We start from the raw sequence: 26,159 nt of genomic DNA on the forward strand, positions 1-26,159 counted from the left end.
TCAGGCCTGGTGCAGGCCTGCCGGTGTCTGCATGGCGGCCAGCACATCTGCCGGGGGTGCCTGTAGCGCTTCGATCAGCGATGCCATGATTGCCGTTCTCAGTGCATAGGTGTTGGCTGTGGTTTTCTTGTGGTCCAATCTCTGAGCGGCGACGACCAGATTGGCACCCTGCTGCATTACAATCTCATGAGCCCTGACCATCGCCCAGGTCTCGATATCGATCTGTTCCCGCATGTCCGCATCCCCAGCTAAGTCATTTAGCCCGCGAGGCTTTCTCGAATCAGCCTCATATTTCAAGGATATTCGATTATCTCGATTGGTTAAATCAGCAATCCAAAAAAGGTCATGAATTGCGGAACAAGGCGGTTGCTTCCTCGGAAACTGGTTGCGTAGCAGCTTTCAAGCTTCCTTAAGACGGTTGTGTTTTTGTTGTGATGCATAATTTAGGAGCCGCGATGACCTGCCAGGGTTGCAAAAATGGGACCGCCTTCGAGTCGAGGTTTTCGATGGCATTTCAGCCCATCATTGATACCCGGCGTCGCGAGGTTTTCGCTCATGAGGCGCTCGTGCGTGGCCTTGATGGCAGCGGTGCCGTGTCGGTGCTCTCACTTGTCGATCCCGACAATCGCTACGCCTTCGACCAGCAATGTCGGGTCCGTGCCATCGAATTGGCCGCAAGCCTCTTTCCTCGCAACGCGATGCCGCATCTGTCGATCAATTTCATGCCGAATGCCGTCTACGAGCCGCGCGCCTGCATTCGCCAGACGCTCGAGACAGCACGGCGTACCGACTTCCCGCTCGACCGCATCATTTTCGAGTTTACCGAAGTCGAGAAGCTCGACACCGCGCATCTCCTCAACATTCTCAGGAGCTACCGCGAGATCGGCTTCAAGACGGCGATCGATGATTTCGGGGCCGGTTACTCAGGTCTCAACCTTCTCACGCGCTTCCAGCCCGATCTGGTGAAGCTCGATATGGATCTCATCCGGGGCATCGACACCGATACGGTGAAGCAGATCGTCGTCAGCCGGACACTCGACATGTTGCGCGATCTCGGCGTGACTGCCGTTTGCGAAGGCGTGGAGACAGCGGGCGAGCTTCAGCTGTTGACGGAACTCGGCGTGGATCTGATCCAGGGCTATTATATCGCCCGGCCGACCTTTGAGGGTCTCAGCCCCATTCCGACCGCGCTCGCCGCCTGAGCACTGTAAAACCACATACAGAAGAAAGGGCCGCCCTCATGAGCGGCCCTTTCTCGTTTGCAGACCTTCTACTGACAGCATTACGATCTGGCGCCAAACTTTCCGGAAATGACGAAATTTCTCGAATTCTGGCGCGCCAATCTCGACGGCGATCTGCATTCGGTGCGTTTCAGCCACAAGCGGCTGATCGGTCCGAATGAATGGCGCAAGGTGGACGGAGAGTTCGACCTCCACTGAGGCTGCGGCATGCACCGGCCAAGGTGGAACAAGGGTGGCAGGAGGGCGTTAGCTGGCGTCGGACACCGCCAGCCGCAAGGATGCCAGCATGCCCTTTCCCGTTTCAACCTACCGCCTTCAATTTCGCGGTGGCATGGATTTCCACCGTGCCATCAGCCTCGTGCCTTATCTGAAGCGGCTCGGCATCACGCATCTCTACGCGTCGCCCGTTTTTGCCGCCACAGCAGGATCGACCCATGGTTATGACGTCACCGATGCGAACCTGATCGATCCCGTGCTTGGCGGTCGTGCGGGGCTCGAGCAGCTTGCAGCCGCGCTGAAGGCGCAAGGACTGGGTCTCATCCTCGACATCGTACCGAACCATATGGCGGCGAGCCTGGAGAATCCCTGGTGGCGGAGCGTCATCGAGTGGGGAGAAGCCAGCCGCTACGAACATTATTTCGATATCGACTGGGGCCAGCGGCTGACCCTGCCGTTTCTCGGAAAACCCTTCGAGCAGGCGGTGGTGGACGGCGAGATATCGCTGACGCTCGACCGCAAAGAGGGTTCGCTCGCCTTCAAGTACTTCGACAGCCTCTATCCGCTGAACCCTTCCACCTATCCGGCCGTGCTCAAGGGCTGCAGTGACCCGATGGCGGCTCCGCTTGGCGATCTCGGACGGCAGGCCAAGCCCGGCGATGAGCAGGCCTTTCACGCTTCGGTGCTGACGCTTTGCGGTGAGCACGGCTGCGAAGGGCTGCTGCAGGAATTGAGCGCCAAGGCACAGGCGGGAGAATTCCTGCTCTTCCTGCATGATCTTCAACCATGGCGCCTGATGCATTGGAGCGAAGCGGCGAGGGGCTTGAGCTATCGGCGGTTCTTCGAAATCGCCGGCCTTGTGGGGCTGCGCGTGGAGGCAGAAGACGTTTTCAAGGCGGCTCACCGGACGGTGCTGGAACTGGTGCGTGCCGGACAGGTGGATGGGTTGCGTATCGACCACGTGGACGGTCTTGCAGATCCGACGACCTATCTGGAGCAGTTGCGGGCCGCCGTCGGACCGGAGATCCCGATCTACGTCGAGAAAATCCTCGCCGCCGGAGAAGAGTTGCCAGAGGCCTGGCCCGTGCAGGGCTCGACCGGCTACGAATTCATCGCGGCCCAGGTGCCTGTTCTTCTCGATGCCGCAGGCTTCCTTGCCATGCGAGATGCCTATGTCAACGTCGCCGGGCCGCAGGCTCCCGTCGCTGACAAGATGCGGGACGCGAAGCTGCAGATGATCCGGGTGAATTTTGCCGGTGAGGTGAAGGCGCTCGTCGAGCTGGCTTCGCGCCTCCTCGGGCAAACGACGGACCTGGTTCGAAGCGCGCTTGAGGAGCTTCTGCTCGCCTTCCCGCGCTACCGGACCTATGGCTCCGATCAGGGCATGCCGGCTGCAGATCGCGCGCTGCTTGATGACGTGCTGTCGTCTGTCACCGATCAGCTCGGGGGCGATGCTCAGGCGGTGGCAGAGGATCTGGTCACCCTGCTCAAGGGTGACGGCGTTGCGGCGGAGAACCGCCCATCGGCAGCCATCTTCCGTCGTCGCTTCCAGCAGTTGACCGGTCCGCTGATGGCCAAGTCTCTCGAAGACACCCTGTTCTTTCGCCATGTCGAATTCCTGGCGCTCAACGAGGTGGGCGGCGAACTTGAGCCGGAAGAAGGCGGCTTGGCCCACCTCCACGCCGAAATGCAACGGCGTGCAGAGCACCAGCCGCTTGGCCTATCCGCCTCTTCCACCCATGACACCAAGCGTGGCGAGGATGCCCGCGCGCGCCTCTTTGCGCTCGCCGAAGATGCCCCTCGTTTCGCTCGGCTGATCGAACACTGGCGCAAGGCGCATAAGTGTGCCGTCATCGACATCGACGGGCAGATGGCGCCGGAGCCGGAAGTGCAGTGGATGATCTTCCAGGCCCTGATCGGTCATTGGCCGGTCGATCTCAGCGCCGGCGACCGGGATGGCCTGTCGGATTTTGCAGAGCGTGTCGCGGCCTTCGTTGAAAAATCCCTGCGTGAGGCGAAGCTTCGGACCGACTGGAACAAGGTGAATGCCGAGTATGAGGCCGCGGCTGCCGACTACGTGCGCACACTGCTGGACGATCACGAGTTCGTCGCCGAGTTGGTGCGGGAGATCCAGCCTCTGATCCAGGCAGGACTGGTCAACGGACTGACCCAGACCGTGATCAAACTCACGGCGCCCGGTATTCCGGATATCTACCAGGGAAGCGAAGCGATTGATCTGAGTTTCGTCGATCCGGACAATCGACGTCTGCCGATGTTCGATACGCTCTGCGAGTTCGATCCCGAGGCGCCGCTTGCCTTTGCGGACGAGCGTGCGCTGAAGGAGGGATGGCTGAAGCAGGCCGTGGTCGGTCGCGGCCTTGCGCTTCGCAACCGCCATCCGGCGCTTTTCCTTGAAGGACGGTATATGCCGCTGACGGTCACTGGGCCGCGCCAGACCCACGCGGTGGCTTTCGCCCGGGAGAGGGATGGCCTCTGTGCGGTGACGGTTGCCTGCCGACTGCCGGTTGCGATGCTCGGCGAAGGCGAAGGACTGGCCTCCCCCGCGTTCTGGGGCGAGACGGTCATCGAATTGCCTGCGGAGATCGCTGGTCGGACTTTCACCGATGTGCTGACAGGGCGCAGATTTACGGGTGACAAGCCGCTTGCTCTGCGCGACCTCATGGATGGTCAGACGGTGGTCATACTCATGTCAGAGGTGGGGTGAGATGGGCTTGGGTGCAGATGCGCCCTAGGGCGTATCCGCATCCTCCGGTGCCGCCCTCAGGCGGCGGATCGGGCTCGCGGCAGGAAGCTCACGAGTTTCTGCGGGTTCGAACACTGGGTCATGCCTGCTTCATGGGCGGCTGCGATAAAGGCGCTTCGTGCGAGTTCGGTCGCCCTTGAGCCTCGCAAGGCGTTCTGGCACAGGCGCAGAGCCCGCTGATAGGCATCGCCGCGCCGGGTCGGCCATTCCGCGTCTAGAAAATCGAGCGCGTCATAGGCATTCAGGAAACGCCGCGTCAGGCCACAGGGCAGTTCGAGTTCCACGGGAATGTTCCAGGTAAAATCGGCTTCAGTCATGCCTTCCTCCATTTCGCTGCGGTGAACTCGCAAGCGGCTCACCGGTTCCCGGAAGGCGATCAAATAAAAATGTTAGGATATTGATTTTTCAGGGGAGGTTCGGGTTTCCGCCTCGCGGCGCTCTAGCCATGCCGTCGTGTCATTGCCGGCGATCCGGCTCGCTGCGACGATATCGGCCCCGCCCAGCAGGCAGTTGATCAAGGCGCCGCTGAAGCTGTCGCCAGCGCCGATGGTGTCGGGAACGGAGACGGTGCGGTCAAGCGTCACGGTGTGCTCGATCTGCCCGTCGAAGATCGAGATCGCGGCCGGGCCATCGGTCATCACGAGGTGGGTGAGGCGTTCCGATCCGAGCCGTCGTGCCCGGCGCCACGCATCGGCCATGGAGACCCCGGGCAAGTCCGCTTTGGAGCCAACCATGATGTCGGCGCCGCGGGGTTCGCCTTCACGCAGCGGAAATTGCGAGACGACGAGCGGTGCGCTTTCGAGCGAGGCGAGGATCGTTTTCGGCAGCTTCGGTGCGTTCACATAGAAAGCGTCGGCATTGACAGGCTCGTCCAGCAGAAAGGTCCGTGACAGGCGCCGTTCACTCGACAGGATAGTGCGCTCGCCCGTGGGGTCGAGCAGGATATCGGCGAAATCGGTCTCGCCGTCGCGGCGAGCAATGAGGCGCGTGTCGAAGCCTGCAGCGTGGAGGTCGGCGAGCGCCGCCTCGCCATGGGCGTCGCTCATCAGGTTCGAAAGCAGGGCAACCTCGTGGCCGAGGTCGAGCAGGCGTCTGGCGGTGAAGTAACCGCCGCCTCCAAGGCGGGTCTCCCGCGACGACCAGGCGATGCGTCCTCCGGCGCGAAGCGGCTCCGTAAGCCGCCAGATGCGGTCGTGATTGATGTGGCCGATGACGACGACGCGCTTCTTGACGGGCTTGGTCATTCGGGTTTTTCCTTTGGTGCCGGTCGGCTCGTCTCGCGCAGGACCAGTTCGATCGGCCAGAGCTCCCTGATGTCTGACGGCTCGCGACCTGCCAGCATTTCCAGCGCCAGGTCGGCAATGCGAGTGCCGGCAGCGCGGATCGAGGATCGGGTGGTCGACAGAGCGGGCACCATGTTCTCAGCGGTCAGATAGGGGAAGACGTCATCATGCGCGATGACCGAGATGTCCTGACCGATGACCAGGTTTCTTGAGCGGGCCGCTCGGTAGACACCGAGTGCCGTCATCATGGAGCCCGCAACAAAAGCCGTAGGTCGCGGGCGCTCGTCCAGCATCGAGCAGGCGAAGCGGAAGCCGATCTCGTCGGTGAAGTCGCCATGGGTCACGAGCGTCGGGTCGAAGGCAATTCCATAGGCCGCGAGCGCCGCCTTGTAGCCAGCAAGCCGATGCAGCGTGAAGGTCAGGCCCTCCCGGCCATTTAGCAGCGCGATGCGGCGGTGACCTAGATCCAGCAGGTGTTCGGTGCTGCGGCGGATCGCGCCTTCGTTGTCGATGTCCAACCAGGCATGCGGCACATCGGTTTCCGAGCGACCATGCACGATGAAGGGCAGTTTCAGCTGGTGGAGGAGGGCGATGCGCGGGTCCCTGGGACGCGGCGAATGGATGACAACTGCGTCGACCCGACGGCTCTCCGCCAGGCGCCGGTAGAGCTGCAGTTCATCCGCCGTGTCGTGTTCGGTCATCGGCGTAATCAGGATGTCGATATCCTCGCCGCTCAAGCGCTCTGCCATGCCGCTCATGAATTCGGAGAACTGGTAGTCGCTGGCCCTGGTCATCACGACGCCGATGGCGCCCGCCCGTCCGGTCGCCAGGCGTACTGCATTGATATTGGGCCGGTAGCCGAGGCGGGCGGCCTCTTCCATGACGCGTGCGCGCGTTGCCTCGTTCACCTCGGGATAACCGCTGAGCGCGCGGCTCACCGTTGTCGGTGACAGTCCGATATGCTGGGCGAATTCCTTGAGCTTCATTCCTGTCGTCGAACCCCGGCGGGAACATCTCCGCTTTTGTCGGCTTATGTCATGCCACGGCGCATTCTGGCAATTCTAGACCCCTGATGTCAAAGCGCTTCCAAAAAAACTTTGTTTTCAGGGCGTGGAGCTGGGGTTCGGAATGGTGGGATGAGTTCGAAGAGCGCCAAAATGCAATTTGACAGCAGATTATTAGCCTGCAAAAGTCGAGGCCAAACCGCTTTCAAATTTTTGTCTTCTGCCCTAGTTTCGATCCTATTCATTCCTAGGTCAGTTGGGGCGACGGTTTCGTCGAGGCATTGCTGATGGGCGGTTGCACAGATCCTAACCAAGGAGAATTCAGATGACGATCAGAACGGTTGTCTGGGGTGAAAACATCCACGAACGCGAAAACGCCATTGTCCGGGACATCTATCCCGACGGCATGCATTCGACGATCGCCAGCGCCCTGAACAAGGATCCTGAGATCGAAGCTACGACTGCGACGCTGCAGGAGCCGGAGCACGGCCTTCCCGTCGATCGTCTGGCCGAGACCGACGTGCTCGTCTGGTGGGGCCACAAGGCGCATGGCGAGGTCTCCGACGAGATCGTCGAGCGGGTGGCGAAGCGGGTCTGGGAAGGCATGGGGCTGCTCGTGCTGCATTCCGGTCATTTCGCCAAGCCCTTCAAGCGGCTGATGGGCACGCCCTGCGCGCTCAAATGGCGCGAGGCGGGCGAGCGTGAGCGGATCTGGACGGTCAATCCGGGGCATCCGATCGCAGCTGGCATTCCGGAAAACTTCGTGCTCGAAAACGAGGAAATGTACGGCGAGTTCTTCTCCGTGCCGGAGCCGCTGGAGACCGTGTTCATCTCGTGGTTTGCCGGTGGCGAGGTGTTTCGCTCAGGGCTGACATGGCGCCGTGGAGCGGGCAATATCTTCTATTTCCGTCCCGGCCATGAGACCTATCCGACTTATCACGATGCCAATGTGCAGCAGGTCATCCGCAATGGGGTGAAGTGGGCCTATAATCCGATGCCGCGTTACGCCGCCGTTCATGATGCGCCGAATGTCCCGGTCGAAGAGGCGCTGGAGCCGATCACCGAGCGCGGTCCACGTCTCCACCAGGCCGGTGAGGAAGGCTACAAATGAGCACTGCCCCCATTCGTCTTCTGGTGCTCGGCACCGGCGGCATGGCCAATACCCATGCAATGAATTTCTCGACGATATCTGACGTGCAGCTTGTTGCGGCCGTCGATCTCGACATGGCCACCGTGCGGGCCTTTGCCGCCCGGCACAACATTCCCAACACGTTTACCTCGCTCGACGAGGCAATCGCCTGGGGTGAATTCGATGCCGTCACCAATGTTACGCCGGACAAGGTGCATTATCCGACGACCCTGAAGCTGCTTGCTGCCGGCAAGCATGTCATGTGCGAAAAGCCGCTGGCGGAGAATTATGCCAAGGCAGACGAGATGGCGACGGCGGCGGAAATGGCCGGCCTCGTCAACATGGTCAACCTCACCTATCGCAATGTCGCGCAGGTGCAGAAGGCGCGGCAGATGGTGCTGGGCGGCGAGATCGGCAAGGTGCGCCACATCGAGGCCTCCTACCTGCAGAGCTGGCTCGTTTCCAAGGCCTGGGGCGACTGGTCGACCGAGAGCCAGTGGCTTTGGCGGCTGTCGACCAAGCACGGCTCGAACGGAGTGCTGGGCGATGTCGGCATCCATATCCTCGACTTCGTGGGTTATGGCGCGGCGACTGATATCGACCATGTCTTCGCGCGGTTGAAGACGTTTGAAAAGGCACCGGGCAACAAGATCGGCGAATATGATCTCGATGCCAATGACAGCTTCACCATGACCGCCGAGTTCACCAACGGCGCCATGGGCGTGATTCATGCGAGCCGCTGGGCGACGGGGCATCTGAACGAGCTGCGCCTGCGGGTCCATGGCGACAAGGGCGCGCTGGAAGTCATCCACCGCCTGGATGGCTCCAGCCTCAGGGCTTGCCTGCAGGAAGATGTCGAAAAGGCCGTCTGGCGGGAGATCGAGGTCGATCCGGTGGAAACGAATTATCAGAAGTTCATCACCGCGATCCGCTCCGGCTATATGCAGGAGCCGAGCTTCCGGCATGCTGCGAATCTGCAGAAGATTCTGGATCTTGCCATGCTGACCGAAGTCGAGCGGCGCGAGCTCGTCGTCTGATCTCTCATCCGTCCACAAACTAAAGCGCCGCCCGAGGAGGTTCGGGCGGCGCTTCCATTCTGCGTGACCTCTCGGCCACGCGGGAGCTGTTTATCGTCAGTAGGTGACGGTGACGGCCGACTTGTCCTTGGCCGACTTGACGGCGGCATCAGCCAGCGCCAGCGCGATCAGGCCGTCTTCTGCCGAGGGTGCCATCGGCGTGCCGTTGTCGAGCGCGTCGATGAAAGCCGAGATTTCGGCGGCGTAAGCTGCCGTGTAGCGGGTCATGAAGAAGTCGTGCAGCGGCGGGCGGGTATAGCCGTCCTTGTTGGCGACTTCGATCGAAACCGGGCGCTGGTTTTCGGCCGAGACCGAGCCTAGCGAACCATGGACTTCGATGCGCTGATCGTAGCCGTAAGACGCGCGGCGCGAGTTGGAGATGATCGCCTGGCGGCCGCTCTTCGTCGTCAGGATCAAGGACGCGCTGTCGTAGTCGCCGAGTTCGCCGATCTTGGGATCGACGAGAACGGAGGCCGAGGCCTGGACCGTTTCGATCTCTTCGCCGAGCAGGAAGCGGGCCATGTCGAAGTCATGGATGGTCATATCGCGGAAGATGCCGCCGGAGACTTTGATATATTCGGCCGGCGGTGCACCCGGGTCGCGGCTGGTGATCGTCACCATCTCGACCTTGCCGATCGAGCCCTTGTCGATCTCCTTGCGGACAGCCTGGAAATGCGGGTCAAATCGGCGGTTGAAGCCGAGCATGACCTTGCCGCCGACGGCGCGCACGGTTTCAAGGCAGGCTTTGGCGCGTGCGACATCCAGATCGATCGGCTTTTCGCAAAAGATCGCCTTGCCGGCCTTCGCGAAGCGCTCGATCAGATCGGCATGGGTGTTGGTCGGCGTGCAGATGATGACGGCGTCGATGTCCTTGTCGGCTTCGATCTCCTCGATCGTCTTCACCGCGCAGCCGGTCTGGGCGGCGATGGCGTTTGCGGCGTCCGCAAAGGCATCGGCAACCGCGACGAGCTTCGCGCGCTTGTCTTCGGCGATGGCTTTTGCGTGTACCTTGCCGATGCGGCCGGCGCCCAGAAGTGCCAGTCTCGTGACCATGTTCATTTCCTCCCTGTCGCGCCTTGGTCTCTCGTCAAGAGGAGGCGATTGTGATGTCGTTGGGCGCTCCTGATGGAGGCGCCGGATCGATGTTCCATTTCACGCTGGCAAATGCCATGTTTTGGAATATATGTTCTATTTTGCTAGATCGTGACACGGTTTCTGTCAAGCGTGACGATGTGTCCGGATGAGGGTAGGGGACGGCATGAGCGAGAACGGCGGACCGCAGACGATCAAGGAGTTCGAGGACCGGTTGCTGGAAGTCTCTGGCAGTCTGCCCAAGCGGCTGAAGCAATGCGCGGACTATGTCGCTGCCAACAAGGATCGCATTGCAGTCTCTACTGTCGCCGAGATGGCGGAAGGGGCGGGCGTGCAGCCCTCCGCCTTCATGCGCTTCTGCCAGATCATGGGTTTCTCCGGCTTTTCGGAGATGCAGAAGCTGTTTCGCGAGAGCTTCGTCGGTGGCTGGCCTGACTATTCCACGCGTCTCCAGCATTTGCGCGAGAAGGCCGAAGGATCGCCCTCCGCGCTTCTCGCGGAATTTGTCGAGGCTGGCCGGCTTTCGCTCGAAAATCTGGTGAAAACCGTTGATCCGCAAGCGATGGAGGTGGCGGTCAAGCAGCTTTCCGAAGCACGCATGATCCATATCATTGGCTTGCGCCGCTCCTTTCCGGTTGCAAGTTACATGGCCTATGCCTTCGAGAAGATGGGTGTGCCGGCCATGCTGCACAGCGTGGTCGGGCGGCTCGACAATCACCATGCGATCCGGGAGGGCGATGCCTTGCTTGCCGTGACATTCTCCCCCTATTCCGCCGAGACCCTTGATCTGGTCGAGCAGGTGCGGGCGCGCGGCGTTCCGGTCGTTGCCGTCACGGATACCGTCGTCAGCCCACTCCGCCGGCTGGGTGCTACGCTTCTGTCGGTCTCCGAGGTCGATTTCGGTGCGTTCCGCTCGCTGTCCGCCACGCTCTGTCTCGCCATCACGCTCTCCGTTGCCGTCGGGACCGCGCGACAGGATGGCTGAACGTCCGTATTGAAATTCTGAAAAATAGAATTTATAGTCCATTTCTAGATATCGCCGTTCCAAATCGTGGAATGGTTTCGAGGCGGGGCGAAAGATCCCGCTTTAAAGGGAGGACATCGCTTGGCTTTGCTCGATCTGATCACGATCGGTCGCTCGTCCGTGGACCTTTATGGGGCCCAGGTCGGCGGTCGACTGGAGGATATGGCTTCCTTCAACAAATATATCGGCGGGTCGCCGACCAATATCGCGGCGGGAACGGCGCGGCTCGGTCTCAAGTCGGCCCTGATTACCCGCGTCGGTGACGAGCATATGGGTCGCTTTATCCGCGAGCAGCTGGTGCGCGAGGGCGTCGATGTGCGCGGGGTGAAGACGGACAAGGAGCGGCTGACCGCGCTCGTCCTGCTCGGCATCCGCGACGAACACCAGTTCCCGCTGATCTTCTACCGCGAGAATTGTGCCGACATGGCGCTCTCGGAAGAGGATATCGATCCGGATTTCATTGCCCAGGCACGCTGCGTCTGCGCCACTGGCACGCATCTGTCGCATCCGCGCACGGAAGCTGCCGTCTTGAAGGCGCTGAAGATCGCCCGGGAGAAGGGTGGTCTGACGGCGCTCGACATCGACTATCGCCCGAACCTCTGGGGTCTTGCCGGTCACGGCGACGGCGAAAGCCGCTTCGTGGAGTCGGCGAAGGTGACTGAAAAGCTGCAGTCGACGCTGCATCTTTTCAACCTGATCGTCGGCACGGAAGAGGAATTCCACATTGCCGGCGGCTCGACCGATACCATCCAGGCCCTGAAGGCGGTTCGCAAGGTGTCGTCCGCGACGCTCGTCTGCAAACGCGGCCCGATGGGGGCCGTGGTCTTTGACGGTGCGATCCCTGATAGTCTCGATGCCGGCCAGACCGGCCAGGGTTTCCCGATCGAGGTTTTCAACGTGCTCGGCGCCGGCGATGGCTTCATGTCTGGCTTGCTCAAGGGCTGGCTCACCGGTCAGGACTGGCCGACCAGCCTGAAATTCGCCAATGCCTGCGGAGCCTTCGCCGTCTCGCGCCACGGCTGCACGCCGGCCTATCCGAGCTGGGACGAGCTGCAATATTTCTTCAGGACCGGCATCAAGAACAAGGCGCTGCGCAAGGACGAAGCGCTGGAGCAGGTGCATTGGTCGACGAACCGCAAGAATGACTGGTCGACGATGCGGGTCTTTGCCTTCGATCATCGCATGCAACTCGAGGCCATGGCCAAGGAATCAGGCGTTTCGGACGAGAAGATCGGTGCGTTCAAGAACCTCTGCCTCGATGCGGCGCTCAAGGTTTCCGGCGGCAATTCCGGTTACGGCCTGCTCTGCGACAGCCGTCTCGGTCGCGAGGCGCTCTATCGCGCCGCCGGTACGGGGCTCTGGATCGGTCGTCCCGTAGAATGGCCGGGCTCGCGTCCGCTGACACTGGAGCCGGAAATCGGCCCCGATTTCGGCGGTCTCGTCGAGTGGCCGGTTGAGCACGTGGTCAAGGTGCTCTGCTTCTATCACCCTGACGATACCGCAGAGATGAAGGCCGAGCAGGAAAAGACCGTGCAGCGGCTCTTCCATGCGGCACGCCGCAATCGCCTCGAATTCCTGCTCGAAGTCATCCCCTCCAAGGTCGGCGCCTGTGACGACGAGACGACCGCCAAGATCATCGAGCGCTTCTATGAAATTGGTGTCTATCCCGATTGGTGGAAGTTGGAGCCGATGAAGACCACTGCGTCCTGGGCGAATGCCTGCAACGCGATCGAACGCAACGATCCGAACACGCGCGGCATCGTGGTCCTCGGCCTCGATGCGCCGCAGGCGGAGCTCGAGGCGAGCTTCCAGCTTGCCGCCGGCTTCGATCTGGTCAAGGGTTTCGCGGTCGGGCGCACGATCTTCGGGGATGCCGCGCGCAAGTGGCTCGCCGGTTCGCTGAGTGATGCCGCTGCCGTGGAGGACATGGCGGTCCGTTACCAGAGCCTCTGCGCGATCTGGGATGCGGCGCGCCAAAAGGCGGTTTCCGCCAAGGGAGGAAAAGCATGAAGACGATCCGGCTGACCGCCGCGCAGGCGATGATGCGCTATCTCGCCAACCAGCTTAACGAGGATGGCGTGCCCTATATCGCCGGTATGTGGGCAATCTTCGGCCATGGCAATGTCGCCGGCATCGGCGAGGCGCTTTACGGCATCCGTGAGGAGTTGCCGACCTATCGCGGCCAGAACGAGCAGTCGATGGCGCATGCGGCGATCGCCTATGCCAAGCAGCTCGGCCGTCGCCGCGCCATGGCGGTCACGTCCTCCATTGGCCCGGGCGCGCTCAACATGGTGACGGCTGCGGCCCTCGCGCATGTGAACCGTCTGCCAGTGCTCTTCATTCCCGGTGATGTCTTCGCCAATCGTGGCCCGGATCCGGTTTTGCAGCAAATTGAAGACTTCGGCGACGGCACGATGTCGGCCAATGATTGCTTCCGCCCGGTGTCGCGTTACTTCGACCGCATCATGCGGCCGGAGCAGCTCCTCACCGCTCTGCCGCGTGCCATGCGCACGTTGACCGATCCCGCCGATTGCGGCCCCGTCACGCTCGCCTTCTGCCAGGACGTGCAGGCCGAGGCCTATGACTATCCCGAGAGCTTCTTTGCCAAAAAGACCTGGCGCTTCCGCCGTCCGGAGCCTGATGTCGTGGAATTCGAAGCGGCGGTTGCGGCGCTGAAGGCTGCAAAGAACCCCGTGATCGTTGCCGGTGGCGGAGTGCATTTTTCGGGCGCCACGGAGACGCTGAAGGCCTTCGTCGAGAAGCACCAGATCCCGGTCGTCGAGACGCAGGCCGGCAAGTCGGCACTGGCTTGGGACCATGGCCTGAACTTCGGCCCTGTCGGCGTGACCGGTGCCGAAAGCGCCAATGTCGTGTCGGAAAAGGCCGATCTCGTCATCGGCGTCGGCACCCGCTTCCAGGATTTCACCACGGGCTCCTGGGCGCTGTTCAAGAACCCCAACCGCAAAATCCTGGCGCTCAACGTGCAGTCTTACGATAGCGCCAAGCATGATGCGATCCCGCTGGTGGCGGATGCCAAGATCGGGCTGGAGAAGCTCTCTGCAGCCCTCGGGGATCACAAGTTCGCCACACCCGATGCTGGTCTCAAGGCCTCCTGGTTTGCCAAGGCGGATGCCGTGACGGCGGCACCCAAGGACAGCAACGCACTGCCGACCGACATGCAGGTCATCGGCGCCGTGCAGCGCGCCTCGCGGGACAATACGGTGGTCATGTGCGCCGCTGGCACCATGCCGGGCGAGCTGCATCAGCTGTGGAAGTCGAAGCTGCCGCTCTCCTACCACATGGAATACGGCTTCTCCTGCATGGGCTACGAGATCGCCGGCGGTCTCGGCATCAAGATGGCGGAACCGGACCGCGACGTCATTGTCATGGTCGGCGACGGCTCCTACATGATGATGAATTCGGAGCTGGCGACTGCCGTTGGCATGGGCGTGAAGATCACACTCGTGATCACCGATAACAGGGGTTACGGCTGCATCAACCGGCTGCAGATGGGTACCGGCGGGGCGCAGTTCAACAATCTCTACGCTCATACGAATGTCAGCCCCATCGCCATCGATTTTGCAGCACACGCGGCGTCGATGGGCGCGCGGGCGCACAAGGTGTCGTCGATTGCAGAGCTGGAAACAGCGCTCGATGCCGCACGCGCGGCGACCCAGACCACTGTCATCGTCATCGATACCGATCCTTATCCGACCACCGGAGCCGGCGGCTACTGGTGGGATGTCGCGGTGCCGGAAGTCTCCGCCCGCGCTGAAGTCAATCAAGCCCGCGCAGCCTATGAAGCGGCTCTGAAGGAAAGAACCTGATCATGATCCTTTTCGGAACCAACCCGATCGCCTGGTCGAATGATGACGACCGCCGCCTCGGCGCCCATATCAGCCTCGAACAGTGCCTGGACGAGACCGCCAAGATCGGTTTCGACGGCATCGAGAAGGGCCACAAGCTGCCGACCGATCCAGCCGGATTGAAGTCGGTGCTCGAGCCGCGCGGCCTGAAATTCGTCTCCGGCTGGCATTCGCTGAACCTGCTCACCAATTCCATCGAGGAAGAAAAGGCCGCGATGCAGCCCTTCCTCGATGTGCTCAAGGCCATGGGCTGCAAGGTCATCATCGTCTGCGAAACCTCGAACGCCATCCATGGCGCCGATGACACGGCTCTTGCCGACCGCCCGGTTCTGTCCGATGCCGAATGGGCAAAGTTTGGCGCGGGCGTCGAGGCGCTGGCCGAATTCTCTGCCAGCCAAGGCATCTCGCTCGTCTACCACCACCACATGGGTACGGTGGTCGAGACAGAGGCCGAGATCGACAAGCTGATGGAGCATACCGGCCCGCATGCCAAGCTGCTGCTCGACACCGGCCATTGCTATTTCGGTGGCGGCAATCCGGAAGCGGTCGCAAGCAAATACATGCACCGCGTCGGCCATATCCACGCGAAGAATGTCCGTCCTGTCATCGCCGATCAGGTGCGTAGCGAGAAGCTCTCCTTCCTCGAAGGCGTGCGTCGCGGCGTTTTCACGGTGCCGGGGGATACCGAAGGCGGCGTGAATTTTACGCCTGTGCTGAAGATCGCGGCCGAGCATGGTTATGAGGGCTGGATCGTCATCGAGGCCGAGCAGGATCCTGACGTGCGCAATCCCTTCGAGTATCAGAGCCTCGGCCTGAAATCGTTGAAAGGTTTCGCCAAGGACGCCGGCCTGATCTGAATGAAAGCCGGGGCAGGGACTTAATCTCTGCCCCGTGTTTTGACAGCACACGGATTTGGGCTCTATTGCAGGCGACCTATTCACAAGACTGCCGGGAGCAAAGCCTTGAAGTTCCAGATCCTTGATCCAACCCATCCCTTCTTCAAGCCGCTTTGGCGCCGCATTCTTTGCGTCGTGCTGCCGCTGGCCTGGGCGGGGGTGGAGTATGGGAACGGCGCCACCGGCTGGGCGATGGTCTTCATCGTCTCCGGTCTCTATGCGGGCTACGAGCTGCTGTTCATGTACGACCACACGATGAAAAAGGCCGAAGCCAAGGCGGAGGCCGAGCGGGCGAGGATCGCGGCAGAGGCCGAACGCTCCGACGCCGACTGAGCATAAAACACGGGAGACGAGGAATGGCCGATCTGTTGCGCAAGCCCACGGGCACATCCGGCAAGGTGCACGACATCACCCCGGCCAGCGCCGGCTGGGGTTATGTCGGCTTCGGGCTCTACCGCCTGAAGGCCGGCGAGAGCGCCGCAGAGCCCACGGGCGAGACGGAAGTCATTCTCGTTCTCGTCGAGGGCAAGGCCACGGTCTCCGGTGGCGGCAAGGAGTTTGGCGAACTCGGCCAGCGCATGTCCGTCTTCGAGAAGACGCCGCCGCATTGCGTCTATGTGCCGGCCGGCAGCGACTGGTCTGCAAAGGCAACGACCGATTGTGTGCTCGCTATCTGCACTGCACCCGCGATGCCCGGCCGCGAGGCACAGCAGATCGGGCCGGAGGGCATTTCACTCGTCGAGCGCGGCAAGGGCGCTAATACAAGGCACATCTATCCGATCGCAATGGAAGACCGGGATGTCGCGGACAGCCTGCTGGTGACGGAAGTCTTCACGCCCTCGGGCAACTGGTCCTCCTATCCGCCGCACCGGCATGATGAGGACAATTTCCCCGAGATGACCTATCTCGAAGAGACCTATTACCATCGCCTCAATCCGGCCCAGGGCTTCGGCTTCCAGCGGGTGTTCACCGAAGACGGCTCGCTCGACGAGACCATGGCAGTGTCGGATGGCGACGTGGTGCTGGTGCCTAGGGGGCATCACCCCTGCGGCGTGCCGCATGGCTACGAGATGTATTATCTCAACGTCATGGCTGGCCCCTTGCGCAAATGGCGCTTCCAGAACCATCCCGATCACGACTGGATCTATCAGCGCGACAACGGCTGAGTTTGCTTAAGGCGTTGCCTGCGCCGCCTTCACGAATATGTTTGCCGGGCCGGGAAAAATCCGGCCGTCCATCCGGTGCGTAGTGGTTTGCACAATGCCAATGATGGAGACGCCAATCATGCCGAAGCTCACTTTCGCCCTTGTCGGGCTCGCCATGAGCCTGCTGCCGACCGCCGGTCAGGCGGCGGACAAGTTCACGTTCGAGGACTATTTCAACGGTCGCACGGAAGCGGTCGGCTCGTTCAGCGCCATCAACGGCGTGAAGCGAACCTTTACGGTGGATCTGACCGGAAACTGGGATGGCAAGACGCTGACGCTGCGCGAGGACTTTGTCTTCGACGACGGCACCAAGGACCGCAAGACCTGGCGCTTCACCAAGACGGGCCCGACCACCTATAGCGGCACCCGCGAGGATGTAATCGGCGAGACGACCGTGCGGCTGAATGGTGCCGTCGCGCGCTTCAACTATCTCGTCTATCTCAGCCCGGAAACGCAGGGCAATAAGGTCCGCTTCTGGGACAAGATGGTGCTGCGTGAAGACGGGACGGTGCTAAACACGGCGCTCGTCACCAAATTCGGCATCCCGGTCGCCAAGACTACCGTTGAGTTCCGCAAGCCGGGCTATTCGCACAAGACCGCCAGCCGCTAAGGCTTAAACCTTTGGTGTCTCCAGCCAGCGGTCGATGCCGCTGGCGGCGGCAATGCCGGTCGCAAAGCAGGCGGTCAGCAGATAGCCGCCTGTTGGCGCTTCCCAATCGAGCATTTCGCCTGCCACGAAGGTGCCCGGGCGCGATGTCAGCATGAATCTCTCGTCAGTCGCGTCGAGTGCCACGCCGCCTGCCGTCGAGATCGCTTCGGCGATGGGACGTGGCTTGCGAACGGAGAGGGGCAGGGCCTTGATCAGGCGTGCGAGACCGCTCGCATCGAACTGGTTGGCATCGGGGTTCACTTCGCGCAGGAGCGCGATCTTCGCGCTGTCGAGATTGGCGGCCTTTTTCAGCCGTGTCGAAAAACTTGCCTTGCGATCCTGACGCGCGAGGTCTGCGACGAGCTTCTCCTCCGTCCGCCCCGGTGTGAGATCCAGCATGAGTGCCGCATTGCCGTCCCGGTCGAGCGCATCTCGAAGCGCCGCCGAATGCGCGTAGATCAGGCTGCCTTCAATGCCGCCCTTGCTGATGACGAATTCACCCTGCGTGGTGCCGGCTGCCGAGGTGGCCTTCACCGATTTGATCGGTTGGCCGGAGAAGCGGGTGTCGAAGCTTTCGGAAAAATCGCAGTCGAAGCCGCAATTGGCCGGGCGGAGCGGTGTGATGTTGACGCCTTGGCCTTCCAGCAGTGGCACCCAGGCCGCATCTGAACCGAGCTTCGGCCAGCTTGCGCCGCCGAGGGCGAGGAGCGTGGCATCGGCAGTGACGTGCTTCTGCCCCTCCGGAGTTTCGAAAAGCAGGGCTTTTCCGTCGAAACCTGCCCAGCGATGGCGGGTGAGGATGGTCACACCCATCGCTTCCAGCCGTTTCAGCCAGACGCGCAAAAGCGGCGAGGCCTTCATCACCGTGGGGAAGACGCGGCCGGAGGAGCCGACAAAGGTCTCTGTGCCCAAATCAGCGGCCCAGACCCGGATCGCCTCGGGTGTCATCAGGTCGAGTATGGGGCGCAGCCGACCGTTTGCCGCGCCATATCGCGTCACGAAGCGCGCATAGTCCTCGGCATGGGTGATGTTGAGGCCGGACTTGCCGGCGAGCAGGAACTTGCGACCCACTGTCGGCATGGCGTCGTAGACGGTCACGGCATGGCCTTTGCCGGCGAGATGTTCCGCCGCCATCAGGCCCGCCGGGCCGCCGCCGATGATCGCCACGCTTTTCGTCATGTCCGGTCAGTCCAGCTTGAAGGTCGAGAGACGGGAGACCAGACCTTCGATCGTCGCGCTGTCGGCATTGGCGAAGGCGAAGCGCAGGTAGTCCTGGCAGTCGTCGCCGAAATAGGCGCCGGGAATGCAAAGCACGCCGGCCTTCTTTGCCAGCCTTTCCGCGACATGGGCCGAGTCCTGGCCTGCAAAGGGATGGCGGATGAAGGCGAAATAGGCGCCGAGCGAGTCCATCTTCCAGGCGGGAAGTTGGGCCATCACGCCTTTCAGGGTTTCGGCGCGGTGCAAGATTTCGATGCGGTTTTCCTCGCGCCATGCCTTCAGCGCGGGAATAGCCTTGGCGACGGCCGCCTGGGGTGCGCGGGGGGCGCAGATCTGCAGGTTGTCCATAACCTTGGCAATTTCCGAGACGGCGCGGGGGCCTGCCGTGATTGCGCCCAGGCGATGGCCGGGGATGCAGAAGGACTTCGAGAAGGAGTAGAGCAGGATGAGGTTCTCTTCCCAGCCTTCGACCGAGAGCAGATCATGCGGGCGGCCTTCGCCGGGGAGGAAGTCGCGATAGGTCTCATCGAGGATCAGGAAAGCACCGGCTTTGCGGCAGGCGTCGAAGGCCTGGTGCAGCAGGTCCGCCGGATAGATGGCGCCCGTCGGGTTGTTCGGCGAAACCAGCGCCACGGCCTTCACGCCCTTCGCCAGGACCGCCTCGATGCCTTCGATGGTGGGCACGAAGCCGGTCGCGGGGTCGAGCGGGAGCAACTCGCGGCGAATGCCCATCATCGCCAGCGTAGTTTCCTGGTTGAAGTAGAAGGGATCCGTCAGCGCCACCGCATCGCCGCTCCCCGCAATCGCGGAGACCGTTGCCATGAAGGCCTGGTTGCAGCCGGCGGTGATGTGGATGTTGTCGGCGGTAACAGGCGCGCCATAGACGGCGGCCACCTCCGCCGCATAGGCTTCGCGCAGCGGCGCTTCGCCCTCGATCGGGCCGTAGCCGGCGTTCGCCCGCGCCGAGGCTGCTTCCGCCAGCCAGGCGAAGAGATCGGGATGCGGCGGATAGCCGGGCACGGCCTGGCTCAAGTCGATCATCGGGCCCGCCGCTCCGTCATAGGCGCGCGCCCAGGCGAAGACGGAAGGTACGGGCGGAGCCGAGAGATCTGCAACGAGCGGATTGAAGGGTGCGGCGGGCATGGCAGGTTCCTCGGTCTGTTGTCAGCTCTCTTCCGAGAGCACGGCAGTGGTGTTTGTGTTGCGTTTGCGTGTCGAGGGCAGGCCTCGTCCCGAAGGGCGGCTTGCCGGGCGCGGCTGGGCGGCCCGCTCGGTTTCGATCATGTCGAAGATCCAGTCGATGAAGACCTTGGCGATCGGGGCCGCGCGAACATCATTGCGAGCCGCGACATAGAAGGCGTCAGGGGCGGGCACTGCGAGATCGAAAGGGATCACGAGTTCGCCGGCGGCAATCAGGCTGGACGCCGTGATGCTGTCGCCGAGCGCCACGCCCTGGCCGAAACGGGCAGCCTCGGTAGAGAGCCGTGCATCGCCCATGAAGTGTTCGCGCGCCTTCGGCATGTCGAGCTGATCAGCGGCAGCGAGCCAGCTTCGCCATTCGCGGCCATCGTCGCCATGCAGCAGCACGTGGTCGTGCAGATCGCGAACCGAGCGCAGGGGACGCGTATTGAGCAGCGTCGGGCTGACAACGGGGAAGAGTTCGAAGGTGCTCCAGAGCCGTGTCCAGCAATCCTTCCAGCCGCCCGCGCCATAAAGGATCGCGATGTCGATATCGGGCGAATAGATCAGGCTGGAATCATTGCTGGAGGTCAGTGTCAGGCTGATCTCGGGATAGCGATCGACGAAGGAGCCGAGGCGGGGCACGAGCCAGAGAGAAAGCAGGGCCGGCACACAGGAGATGCGCAAGCTGCCGCTGGTCGAGGGGCGGTTCATCAGCGCGGTTGCTGCTGCAATGCCGTCAAAGGCCTGGGTGACGGCCGGCAGGAGAAGCGCGCCCTGCGGCGTCAGTTTCAGCCGCTTCCCGCCGCGCTCGAAAAGCGCCGTCTTCAGCGTTTCTTCAAGGCTGCGGATCTGATGCGAGATCGCGCCATGAGTCACGCTCAGCTCCCGCGCTGCAGCCGAGATCGAGCCACGGCGAGCGGCGGCCTCGAATGCGCGCAGAGGGTTGAGCGGGGGCAGGCGGCTTGCCATGACGAGTTCAGGATCCGTGAATTTTTCTCACATCGAATGCTATAACATCGTGAATTGATTTTCCAAGTCTGTTGCGGGTTAATGCTCACAATAAAGGCAGGCACGGATCGTGCCGCAAAAATGGACGATGGCCTTGTCATCGTTCACAAACAGGGAACGAGACATGACCTTCGACGAAAAGCGTCTGGCGGCACTGCGCGAGAAATACGGAGCCGACAAGGCCGGCGAGATCTTCGATCCGAAGTTTGCCAAGGTCGGCGAGAAGATCTTCTCGAACGGTACGCGCGCTGCGCCTTACGCCGGCGTGCCGACTTTCGTGTCCGCGCCCTATCGCCAGGTTGATCAGCGCAACCCTGAAGTCAGCGACCTCGATGTCGCGATCGTCGGCGTTCCCATGGATCTCGGCGTCACCAATCGGCCGGGCTCGCGTTTTGGGCCTCGCGCCTTGCGTGCCATCGATCGCATCGGTCCTTACAACCATGTTCTCGAATGCGCGCCGGTCTTCGATCTCAAGGTCGCCGATATCGGTGACGTGCCGTTTTCCAGCCGCTACCGGCTGGAGATGAGCCATGACGATATCGAGGCCTATCATACGAAGCTGGTGAGCCAGGGCGTGCTCCCGCTTTCCGTCGGCGGCGACCATTCGATTACCCATCCGATCATGAAGGCGATCGCCAAGAAGCATGGTCCTGTCGGCATGATCCATATCGATGCCCATTGCGATACGGGCGGCGCTTTCGACCAGACCAAGTTCCACCATGGCGGCCCGTTCCGGAATGCGGTACTTGACGGAGTACTCGATCCTGTCCGCACGATCCAGATCGGCATTCGCGGACCTGCCGAATATCTCTGGGAGTTCTCCTACGAGTCCGGCATGACCGTCATTCACGCCGAGGAAATCAATGGTCTCGGCATCCAGGCAATCATCGAAAAGGCCAAGGCCGTGATCGGTGACGGTCCGACCTATCTCTCCTTCGATATCGACAGCCTCGATCCGAGCGTGGCTCCCGGCACGGGTACGCCTGAGGTCGGTGGTCTCACCTCACGCGAAGCGCTGGAACTGATCCGCGGCTTCAAGGGCATCAATCTGATCGGCGGCGATGTGGTCGAAGTCGCGCCGCAATATGACGCGAACCACAATACCGCACATGTCGGCGCACAAATCCTCTTCGAAATCCTCAGCCTGATGGTCTACAGTCCGGCCATCAAGGCCCGCTGAGGGCTGATATCCCGGACGGCTCATGTCGTTGGGCAACCGATGCAGATGAACGGGCGAAAACGCCTCAACCACAACATGGGAACAGGACCATGAAAGACATTCTCTCCACTTCCGTCAGCCGCCGCGGCGTGCTCGCCGGCTCGGCCGCCATTGCCGGCGCGCTTGCCATGCCGTCGATCCTGCGCGCCCAGGACAAGTCGATCAAGATCGGCGTCTATGGCGGCTACTTCAAGGATTCGTTCGACAAGAACATCTTCCCGGAATTCACCAAGGCAACCGGCATTGCCGTCGAATCCATCGCCGAGCCGACGGGTGAAGCCTGGCTCGTGCAGCTGGAACAGGCCGCCAAGGCCGGCCAGGCTCCCGCCGATCTTTCGATGATGTCGCAGGTTGCCATGCTGAAGGGCCAGGCGACCGAGCTCTGGGCACCGATCGACATGGCGAAGATCAAGAACGCCTCCGGCCTGATCGACCGCTTCGTCAACAAGTATCCAGATGGTCGCGTCGCCGGCGTCGGTGCTGTTGCCTGGTACATCACGCTCGTCACCAACACCGATGTCTACAAGGAGGCCCCGACCTCCTGGGAAGCGCTGTGGGACCCGGCAAATGCCGACAAACTCGGCCTGCTCGCGCTCGTCTCCAACTCCTTCCTGCTGGAAGTGACCGCCAAGACATATATGGGGGGCACCAATGCGCTCGATACCGAAGAGGGTATCCTGAAGGCGCTGGAGAAGCTTGCAGAAGTGAAGCCGAATGTGCGCCTCTGGTATCGTGACGAGGCCCAGTTCGAGCAGTCGCTGAAGTCGGGCGAAATCCCGATGGGCCAGTATTACCACGACGTTACGGGCCTTGCCGCTGCCGATGGCCAGCCGGTCCGCTCGACCTTCCCGAAGGAAGGTGGCATTCAGGACTCGGGCTGCTGGGCTCTGTCGCGTGCTTCGACTAAAACCGAAGAAGCACACATCTTCATCGATTACATGTGCCAGCCGTCGATCCAGGCGACCCTGTCGCGCAAGGTCGGCACCGCGCCTACGGTCAAGCGCGAACTGCTCGACCTGACGGATGCCGAATTCGCCTCGGTATCCTCGGATATCGAGCCGATCACGCCGCGTTATGATCTCTACCAGACCAAGTCGGACTGGCTGAACCAGAAGTGGACCGAGCTGATCGTCGGTTGATATCGGCAGAGGCTCGCCCCTCATCCGCCCTGCCGGGCACCTTCTCCCCGCACGCGGGGAGAAGGAGATGAGCGGTTCGCTCTGCGCCTAGTTCTCCTCTCCCCGCTTGCGGGGAGGGGGTAGGGTGAGGGGCAAAGCCCCAACCTCAAACGCGTGCTGCGCCTCATGGGGCTGCTCAGCGCTTGCAAGACAATTCGGGCGTGAGATGCTATTGCCGCGCCAAAGGGCTTTGAGCCTGCACCATTTGATTTCGGAGACATGATGTCCGGCCTCGCCCTCAATTCCATCACCAAGCAGTTCGGTCCGTTCACGGCCGTCGACAATGTCGAGCTTTCTGTCCCGCATGGCACCTTCGTCTGCCTGCTCGGCCCCTCCGGCTGCGGCAAGACCACGCTGCTTCGGATGATCGCCGGTCTAGACAGCCCGACCAATGGTGCGATTGTACTCGATGGACAGGACATTACTCAGGTGCCCACGCATAAGCGGGATCTCGGCATGGTCTTCCAGTCGCTGGCGCTGTTTCCGCATCTGACTGTCGGTGAGAACATTGCCTATCCCTTGCGCATTCGTGGCATTGGTCGCGAGGAGCAGGTGAAACGCGTCGACGAGCTGCTCGCGATGATCCACCTCAACGGCTATGCCGACCGTCCGGTGCACAAGCTTTCCGGCGGCCAGCGGCAGCGTGTGGCGATTGCCCGGGCACTTGCCATCTCGCCCAAACTCTTCCTGCTCGACGAGCCGCTGTCGGCGCTCGATGCCAAGCTGCGCGAGGCGATGCAGGTGGAGCTGCGCAAGCTGCAGCAGCAACTCGGCATTACCACGATCGTCGTGACCCATGACCAGCGCGAGGCGATGACCATGGCCGATACCGTGGTTGTCATGAATGGCGGCAAGATCCGCCAGGCGGCGAGCCCGATCGAGATCTATCGCAAGCCGGCCGATCGCTTCGTCGCCGATTTCATCGGCTCGACCAATCTCCTGCCGCTGAGCGCGCAGAGCGGAACGGCGCTGGTGCTCGGCCACAGCGTCGCCGGCATTATAGCTCCCTCGGGGTCAACGCAGGCCAGCCTTTCGGTGCGCCCTGAAGACGTAAAGCTCGCGGCTCCCGGTGAAGGCCGCATCACCGGCAAGGTCACCTTTATCCGTGACCTCGGAGGCACGATCGAGACCTTCCTCGATGTTGCCGGCACTGAAGTCGTCGCCGTCTCGACCCCGCGCGAGCGACCCGTCGTGACCGTCGGCCAGGATGTCGGCATCGTCATCGACCCCGAAACCGCCGTGGTGCTGTCGGCATGAGACGCGAACCGCCCAAGACCGCGCTCGACTATGCGCCGCTCGCCTTTCCGGCCGGCATGCTGATCTTGTTCTTCGTCGTGCCCTTCGCGACGATGATCGCCGTCTCCTTCTTCAAGCGGGATCCGACCGGCTTCTATTCGCCGGATTTCGTCTTCGACAATTACGCCCGCTTCCTCAGCTTCTTCTTCGGTGGCGTGCTGAGCTTCTCGCTAATGCTGGCGATCGCAGTCGCCGTGGTCTGCGTGACACTGGCGCTGCCCTTCACCTATCTGCTCGCGCGTATGTCGCGCAAAGCGCAGGTGCTCTGGCTCGTTGCGCTGCTCTCCATCCTGTCGCTTTCGGAGGTGATCATCGGTTTTGCCTGGTCGACACTGCTTTCGCGCACGGCCGGCATCACCAATCTGCTTGTGATGATCGGCTTGATGGAAAGCCCCGTGGCATTGATGCCAAATTTCGGCGCGGTGCTGACGGGCATGACCTATCAGGCGCTGCCCTATACCGTGCTCGTGCTCTATCCCGCTCTCGTGAGGCTTGACCCGACGCTGACCGAAGCCGCCCGCACGCTCGGGGCCTCGCCGATCAAAGCCTTCTTTACCGTGGTCGTGCCGGCGCTGCGCAACACGTTGATCGCCACGCTGATCATGGTCTTCATCTTCGCGCTCGGCTCCTATCTTCTGCCGCAGATCCTCGGCCGTCCCTCGCATTGGACGCTCTCGGTGCTGATTACCGACCAGGCGATCTACCAGTCCAACATGCCGTTTGCAGCGGCGATGGCTGTGTTCCTCGTGCTGGTCACGCTTGGCATGGTGGCTCTGACCCTGTTGATTGGTCGCAAGGGAGAGGCGGCATGAACAAGGCTCTGACCCGTCTCTATTTCACCCTGATCGGCATCTTCCTCGCGGCTCCCATCGTTGTCGTCGCCGGCGTCTCGGTAAATGCCAAGCAGAGCCTCAACTTCCCGCCGCAGGGCTTTTCGCTCTCGTGGTACGGCGCGATCTTCACCGATCCCGGCTGGCGCGCGGCCCTGTTCGCCTCGGTCATCCTGGCGCTCTGCGCAGCTGCTCTTGCGGTTGCCATCGCGCTGCCGCTCGCCTGGTTCCTCTGGCGGCGTCTTGCCCCCTGGGCGCAGGTCTTCCAGCTGCTGGGCATCGCGCCCTTCACGCTGCCGCCCGTCATTACGGCGCTGGGGCTGCTCACCTTCTGGGCGGCAACAGGTTTCTACGGCCAGCCCTGGACAGCGGTCATCAGCCACGCGATCTTTTTCGTGACGCTGCCCCTGGTGACGCTTTCGCTCGGTTTCTCGGCGATCGACCGTTCGCTGGTCGAGGCGGCCGCCACCATGGGCGCCGACGACCGGACGATTTTCCGCACAGTCGTTCTGCCGCTGATCGCGCCTTATCTCGTCTCCGGTTATGCGTTTGCCTTCGTGCTCTCGCTCAACGAATACATCGTCGCCTACATGACGGTCGGTTTCGTGATGGAGACGCTGCCAATCAAGATCTTCAACGCGCTGCGCTACGGCTATACGCCGGTCATGGCTTCGGTGACGATCCTGTTCGTGGCGATCGCTGCCCTCATCTTCGGCCTCGTTGCCCGCTTCGGCGACCTGCCGAAACTGCTCGGGGCGAATGCCGACGACCGCAACTGATAAC

At 62.0% G+C, this 26,159-nt stretch carries 24 protein-coding genes and 1 pseudogene; 17 read left to right on the top strand and 8 right to left on the bottom strand.

The window, feature by feature from the left end; all coding sequences use genetic code 11:
• Window positions 1-234: a hypothetical protein gene (locus AC02Y0_RS01720; protein WP_102018583.1), complete on the bottom strand. Its 234-nt coding sequence runs from the start codon at window positions 232-234 to the stop codon at window positions 1-3.
• A 272-nt stretch (window positions 235-506) separates the two neighbouring features.
• Between AC02Y0_RS01720 and AC02Y0_RS01725 the strand changes: the two genes are divergently transcribed.
• From AC02Y0_RS01725 to treY, 3 genes and pseudogenes are all read left to right on the top strand, one after another.
• The gene (locus AC02Y0_RS01725; RefSeq protein WP_476381918.1) at window positions 507-1,202 is read left to right on the top strand and encodes an EAL domain-containing protein; all 696 of its coding nucleotides are present in this window, start codon (window positions 507-509) and stop codon (window positions 1,200-1,202) included.
• Window positions 1,203-1,277: 75 nt separating this feature from the next.
• Window positions 1,278-1,439: pseudogene (locus AC02Y0_RS01730) on the top strand (aspartate-semialdehyde dehydrogenase); the annotation flags it as partial.
• Between the two features lie 88 nt (window positions 1,440-1,527).
• Window positions 1,528-4,182, top strand: a complete 2,655-nt coding sequence (treY, locus tag AC02Y0_RS01735; RefSeq protein WP_476381920.1) for a malto-oligosyltrehalose synthase — start codon at window positions 1,528-1,530, stop codon at window positions 4,180-4,182.
• A 56-nt stretch (window positions 4,183-4,238) separates the two neighbouring features.
• Here treY and AC02Y0_RS01740 read toward each other — a convergent pair whose 3' ends face one another.
• From AC02Y0_RS01740 to AC02Y0_RS01750, 3 genes are all read right to left on the bottom strand, one after another.
• On the bottom strand, window positions 4,239-4,538 hold the full coding sequence (locus AC02Y0_RS01740) for a DUF982 domain-containing protein (RefSeq protein WP_476381921.1): 300 nt from the start codon (window positions 4,536-4,538) through the stop codon (window positions 4,239-4,241).
• 72 nt (window positions 4,539-4,610) lie between these two features.
• Window positions 4,611-5,465 carry a PfkB family carbohydrate kinase gene (locus AC02Y0_RS01745; protein WP_476381923.1) on the bottom strand — a complete coding sequence of 285 codons (855 nt, stop codon included), beginning with the start codon at window positions 5,463-5,465 and terminating at the stop codon, window positions 4,611-4,613.
• Window positions 5,462-6,490, bottom strand: coding sequence for a substrate-binding domain-containing protein (locus AC02Y0_RS01750; protein ID WP_476381925.1), 1,029 nt, complete (start codon window positions 6,488-6,490; stop codon window positions 5,462-5,464). Before AC02Y0_RS01750 ends, AC02Y0_RS01745 begins: the two co-directional genes overlap by 4 nt.
• A 343-nt stretch (window positions 6,491-6,833) precedes the next feature.
• On the opposite strand from AC02Y0_RS01750, the gene AC02Y0_RS01755 reads away from it, so the two are divergent.
• Both AC02Y0_RS01755 and AC02Y0_RS01760 read left to right on the top strand, forming a co-directional pair.
• Window positions 6,834-7,619: a ThuA domain-containing protein gene (locus tag AC02Y0_RS01755; protein WP_476381927.1), complete on the top strand. Its 786-nt coding sequence runs from the start codon at window positions 6,834-6,836 to the stop codon at window positions 7,617-7,619.
• The gene (locus AC02Y0_RS01760; protein WP_476381929.1) at window positions 7,616-8,674 is read left to right on the top strand and encodes a Gfo/Idh/MocA family protein; all 1,059 of its coding nucleotides are present in this window, start codon (window positions 7,616-7,618) and stop codon (window positions 8,672-8,674) included. Before AC02Y0_RS01755 ends, AC02Y0_RS01760 begins: the two co-directional genes overlap by 4 nt.
• A 96-nt stretch (window positions 8,675-8,770) precedes the next feature.
• Here AC02Y0_RS01760 and iolG read toward each other — a convergent pair whose 3' ends face one another.
• Entirely contained in the window at window positions 8,771-9,766 is a 996-nt protein-coding gene (iolG, locus tag AC02Y0_RS01765) for an inositol 2-dehydrogenase (RefSeq protein ID WP_102018574.1), read from the bottom strand.
• A gap of 205 nt (window positions 9,767-9,971) precedes the next feature.
• Between iolG and AC02Y0_RS01770 the strand changes: the two genes are divergently transcribed.
• The 7 genes from AC02Y0_RS01770 to AC02Y0_RS01800 all read left to right on the top strand — a co-directional run bounded on the left by AC02Y0_RS01770 (window position 9,972) and on the right by AC02Y0_RS01800 (window position 17,406).
• The gene (locus AC02Y0_RS01770; RefSeq protein WP_476381931.1) at window positions 9,972-10,790 is read left to right on the top strand and encodes a MurR/RpiR family transcriptional regulator; all 819 of its coding nucleotides are present in this window, start codon (window positions 9,972-9,974) and stop codon (window positions 10,788-10,790) included.
• 120 nt (window positions 10,791-10,910) lie between these two features.
• The gene (locus AC02Y0_RS01775) at window positions 10,911-12,839 is read left to right on the top strand and encodes a bifunctional 5-dehydro-2-deoxygluconokinase/5-dehydro-2-deoxyphosphogluconate aldolase (protein WP_476381933.1); all 1,929 of its coding nucleotides are present in this window, start codon (window positions 10,911-10,913) and stop codon (window positions 12,837-12,839) included.
• A complete protein-coding gene (gene iolD / locus AC02Y0_RS01780) occupies window positions 12,836-14,656 on the top strand; it encodes a 3D-(3,5/4)-trihydroxycyclohexane-1,2-dione acylhydrolase (decyclizing) (RefSeq protein WP_476381935.1) in 1,821 nt (606 codons plus the stop codon). The genes AC02Y0_RS01775 and iolD overlap by 4 nt, the downstream gene beginning before the upstream one ends.
• A 2-nt stretch (window positions 14,657-14,658) precedes the next feature.
• Window positions 14,659-15,552 carry a myo-inosose-2 dehydratase gene (gene iolE / locus AC02Y0_RS01785; RefSeq protein ID WP_476381937.1) on the top strand — a complete coding sequence of 298 codons (894 nt, stop codon included), beginning with the start codon at window positions 14,659-14,661 and terminating at the stop codon, window positions 15,550-15,552.
• A gap of 105 nt (window positions 15,553-15,657) precedes the next feature.
• Entirely contained in the window at window positions 15,658-15,924 is a 267-nt protein-coding gene (locus AC02Y0_RS01790; RefSeq protein WP_102018569.1) for a hypothetical protein, read from the top strand.
• Window positions 15,925-15,947: 23 nt separating this feature from the next.
• Complete coding sequence (iolB, locus tag AC02Y0_RS01795; RefSeq protein WP_476381940.1) at window positions 15,948-16,757, top strand: 5-deoxy-glucuronate isomerase; 810 nt, start codon at window positions 15,948-15,950, stop codon at window positions 16,755-16,757.
• A 118-nt stretch (window positions 16,758-16,875) separates the two neighbouring features.
• Window positions 16,876-17,406: a DUF3833 family protein gene (locus tag AC02Y0_RS01800; RefSeq protein ID WP_172449993.1), complete on the top strand. Its 531-nt coding sequence runs from the start codon at window positions 16,876-16,878 to the stop codon at window positions 17,404-17,406.
• A 3-nt stretch (window positions 17,407-17,409) separates the two neighbouring features.
• Here AC02Y0_RS01800 and AC02Y0_RS01805 read toward each other — a convergent pair whose 3' ends face one another.
• From AC02Y0_RS01805 to AC02Y0_RS01815, 3 genes are read right to left on the bottom strand one after another with little or no spacing between them, the layout of a single operon-like run.
• A complete protein-coding gene (locus tag AC02Y0_RS01805) occupies window positions 17,410-18,624 on the bottom strand; it encodes a TIGR03862 family flavoprotein (protein WP_476381942.1) in 1,215 nt (404 codons plus the stop codon).
• Between the two features lie 6 nt (window positions 18,625-18,630).
• A complete protein-coding gene (locus AC02Y0_RS01810; protein WP_476381944.1) occupies window positions 18,631-19,806 on the bottom strand; it encodes an aminotransferase in 1,176 nt (391 codons plus the stop codon).
• A gap of 21 nt (window positions 19,807-19,827) precedes the next feature.
• Window positions 19,828-20,814 (bottom strand): LysR substrate-binding domain-containing protein, encoded by a 987-nt coding sequence (locus tag AC02Y0_RS01815; RefSeq protein WP_476381946.1) that lies wholly within the window; start codon window positions 20,812-20,814, stop codon window positions 19,828-19,830.
• A 163-nt stretch (window positions 20,815-20,977) separates the two neighbouring features.
• On the opposite strand from AC02Y0_RS01815, the gene speB reads away from it, so the two are divergent.
• From speB to AC02Y0_RS01840, 5 genes are all read left to right on the top strand, one after another.
• The gene (gene speB / locus AC02Y0_RS01820) at window positions 20,978-22,033 is read left to right on the top strand and encodes an agmatinase (protein ID WP_476381948.1); all 1,056 of its coding nucleotides are present in this window, start codon (window positions 20,978-20,980) and stop codon (window positions 22,031-22,033) included.
• A 167-nt stretch (window positions 22,034-22,200) separates the two neighbouring features.
• On the top strand, window positions 22,201-23,211 hold the full coding sequence (locus AC02Y0_RS01825; protein WP_476383936.1) for an ABC transporter substrate-binding protein: 1,011 nt from the start codon (window positions 22,201-22,203) through the stop codon (window positions 23,209-23,211).
• Window positions 23,212-23,472: 261 nt separating this feature from the next.
• The gene (locus tag AC02Y0_RS01830) at window positions 23,473-24,507 is read left to right on the top strand and encodes an ABC transporter ATP-binding protein (RefSeq protein ID WP_476381950.1); all 1,035 of its coding nucleotides are present in this window, start codon (window positions 23,473-23,475) and stop codon (window positions 24,505-24,507) included.
• Window positions 24,504-25,358, top strand: a complete 855-nt coding sequence (locus AC02Y0_RS01835; RefSeq protein WP_476381952.1) for an ABC transporter permease — start codon at window positions 24,504-24,506, stop codon at window positions 25,356-25,358. The genes AC02Y0_RS01830 and AC02Y0_RS01835 overlap by 4 nt, the downstream gene beginning before the upstream one ends.
• Window positions 25,355-26,155, top strand: a complete 801-nt coding sequence (locus tag AC02Y0_RS01840) for an ABC transporter permease (protein WP_476381954.1) — start codon at window positions 25,355-25,357, stop codon at window positions 26,153-26,155. The genes AC02Y0_RS01835 and AC02Y0_RS01840 overlap by 4 nt, the downstream gene beginning before the upstream one ends.
• Window positions 26,156-26,159: the final 4 nt, after the last annotated feature.

Source organism: Allorhizobium sp. nf9_anc (assembly GCF_056323085.1).

Bases quoted from the DNA above. Each gene is read 5' to 3' on its own strand.
- AC02Y0_RS01720 (WP_102018583.1), bottom strand. From the start codon at position 234: ATGCGGGAACAGATCGATATCGAGACCTGGGCGATGGTCAGGGCTCAT.
- AC02Y0_RS01725 (WP_476381918.1), top strand. From the start codon at position 507: ATGGCATTTCAGCCCATCATTGATACCCGGCGTCGCGAGGTTTTCGCT.
- treY (WP_476381920.1), top strand. From the start codon at position 1,528: ATGCCCTTTCCCGTTTCAACCTACCGCCTTCAATTTCGCGGTGGCATG.
- AC02Y0_RS01740 (WP_476381921.1), bottom strand. From the start codon at position 4,538: ATGACTGAAGCCGATTTTACCTGGAACATTCCCGTGGAACTCGAACTG.
- AC02Y0_RS01745 (WP_476381923.1), bottom strand. From the start codon at position 5,465: ATGACCAAGCCCGTCAAGAAGCGCGTCGTCGTCATCGGCCACATCAAT.
- AC02Y0_RS01750 (WP_476381925.1), bottom strand. From the start codon at position 6,490: ATGAAGCTCAAGGAATTCGCCCAGCATATCGGACTGTCACCGACAACG.
- AC02Y0_RS01755 (WP_476381927.1), top strand. From the start codon at position 6,834: ATGACGATCAGAACGGTTGTCTGGGGTGAAAACATCCACGAACGCGAA.
- AC02Y0_RS01760 (WP_476381929.1), top strand. From the start codon at position 7,616: ATGAGCACTGCCCCCATTCGTCTTCTGGTGCTCGGCACCGGCGGCATG.
- iolG (WP_102018574.1), bottom strand. From the start codon at position 9,766: ATGGTCACGAGACTGGCACTTCTGGGCGCCGGCCGCATCGGCAAGGTA.
- AC02Y0_RS01770 (WP_476381931.1), top strand. From the start codon at position 9,972: ATGAGCGAGAACGGCGGACCGCAGACGATCAAGGAGTTCGAGGACCGG.
- iolD (WP_476381935.1), top strand. From the start codon at position 12,836: ATGAAGACGATCCGGCTGACCGCCGCGCAGGCGATGATGCGCTATCTC.
- iolE (WP_476381937.1), top strand. From the start codon at position 14,659: ATGATCCTTTTCGGAACCAACCCGATCGCCTGGTCGAATGATGACGAC.
- iolB (WP_476381940.1), top strand. From the start codon at position 15,948: ATGGCCGATCTGTTGCGCAAGCCCACGGGCACATCCGGCAAGGTGCAC.
- AC02Y0_RS01800 (WP_172449993.1), top strand. From the start codon at position 16,876: ATGCCGAAGCTCACTTTCGCCCTTGTCGGGCTCGCCATGAGCCTGCTG.
- AC02Y0_RS01805 (WP_476381942.1), bottom strand. From the start codon at position 18,624: ATGACGAAAAGCGTGGCGATCATCGGCGGCGGCCCGGCGGGCCTGATG.
- AC02Y0_RS01810 (WP_476381944.1), bottom strand. From the start codon at position 19,806: ATGCCCGCCGCACCCTTCAATCCGCTCGTTGCAGATCTCTCGGCTCCG.
- AC02Y0_RS01815 (WP_476381946.1), bottom strand. From the start codon at position 20,814: ATGGCAAGCCGCCTGCCCCCGCTCAACCCTCTGCGCGCATTCGAGGCC.
- speB (WP_476381948.1), top strand. From the start codon at position 20,978: ATGACCTTCGACGAAAAGCGTCTGGCGGCACTGCGCGAGAAATACGGA.
- AC02Y0_RS01825 (WP_476383936.1), top strand. From the start codon at position 22,201: ATGCCGTCGATCCTGCGCGCCCAGGACAAGTCGATCAAGATCGGCGTC.
- AC02Y0_RS01830 (WP_476381950.1), top strand. From the start codon at position 23,473: ATGTCCGGCCTCGCCCTCAATTCCATCACCAAGCAGTTCGGTCCGTTC.
- AC02Y0_RS01835 (WP_476381952.1), top strand. From the start codon at position 24,504: ATGAGACGCGAACCGCCCAAGACCGCGCTCGACTATGCGCCGCTCGCC.
- AC02Y0_RS01840 (WP_476381954.1), top strand. From the start codon at position 25,355: ATGAACAAGGCTCTGACCCGTCTCTATTTCACCCTGATCGGCATCTTC.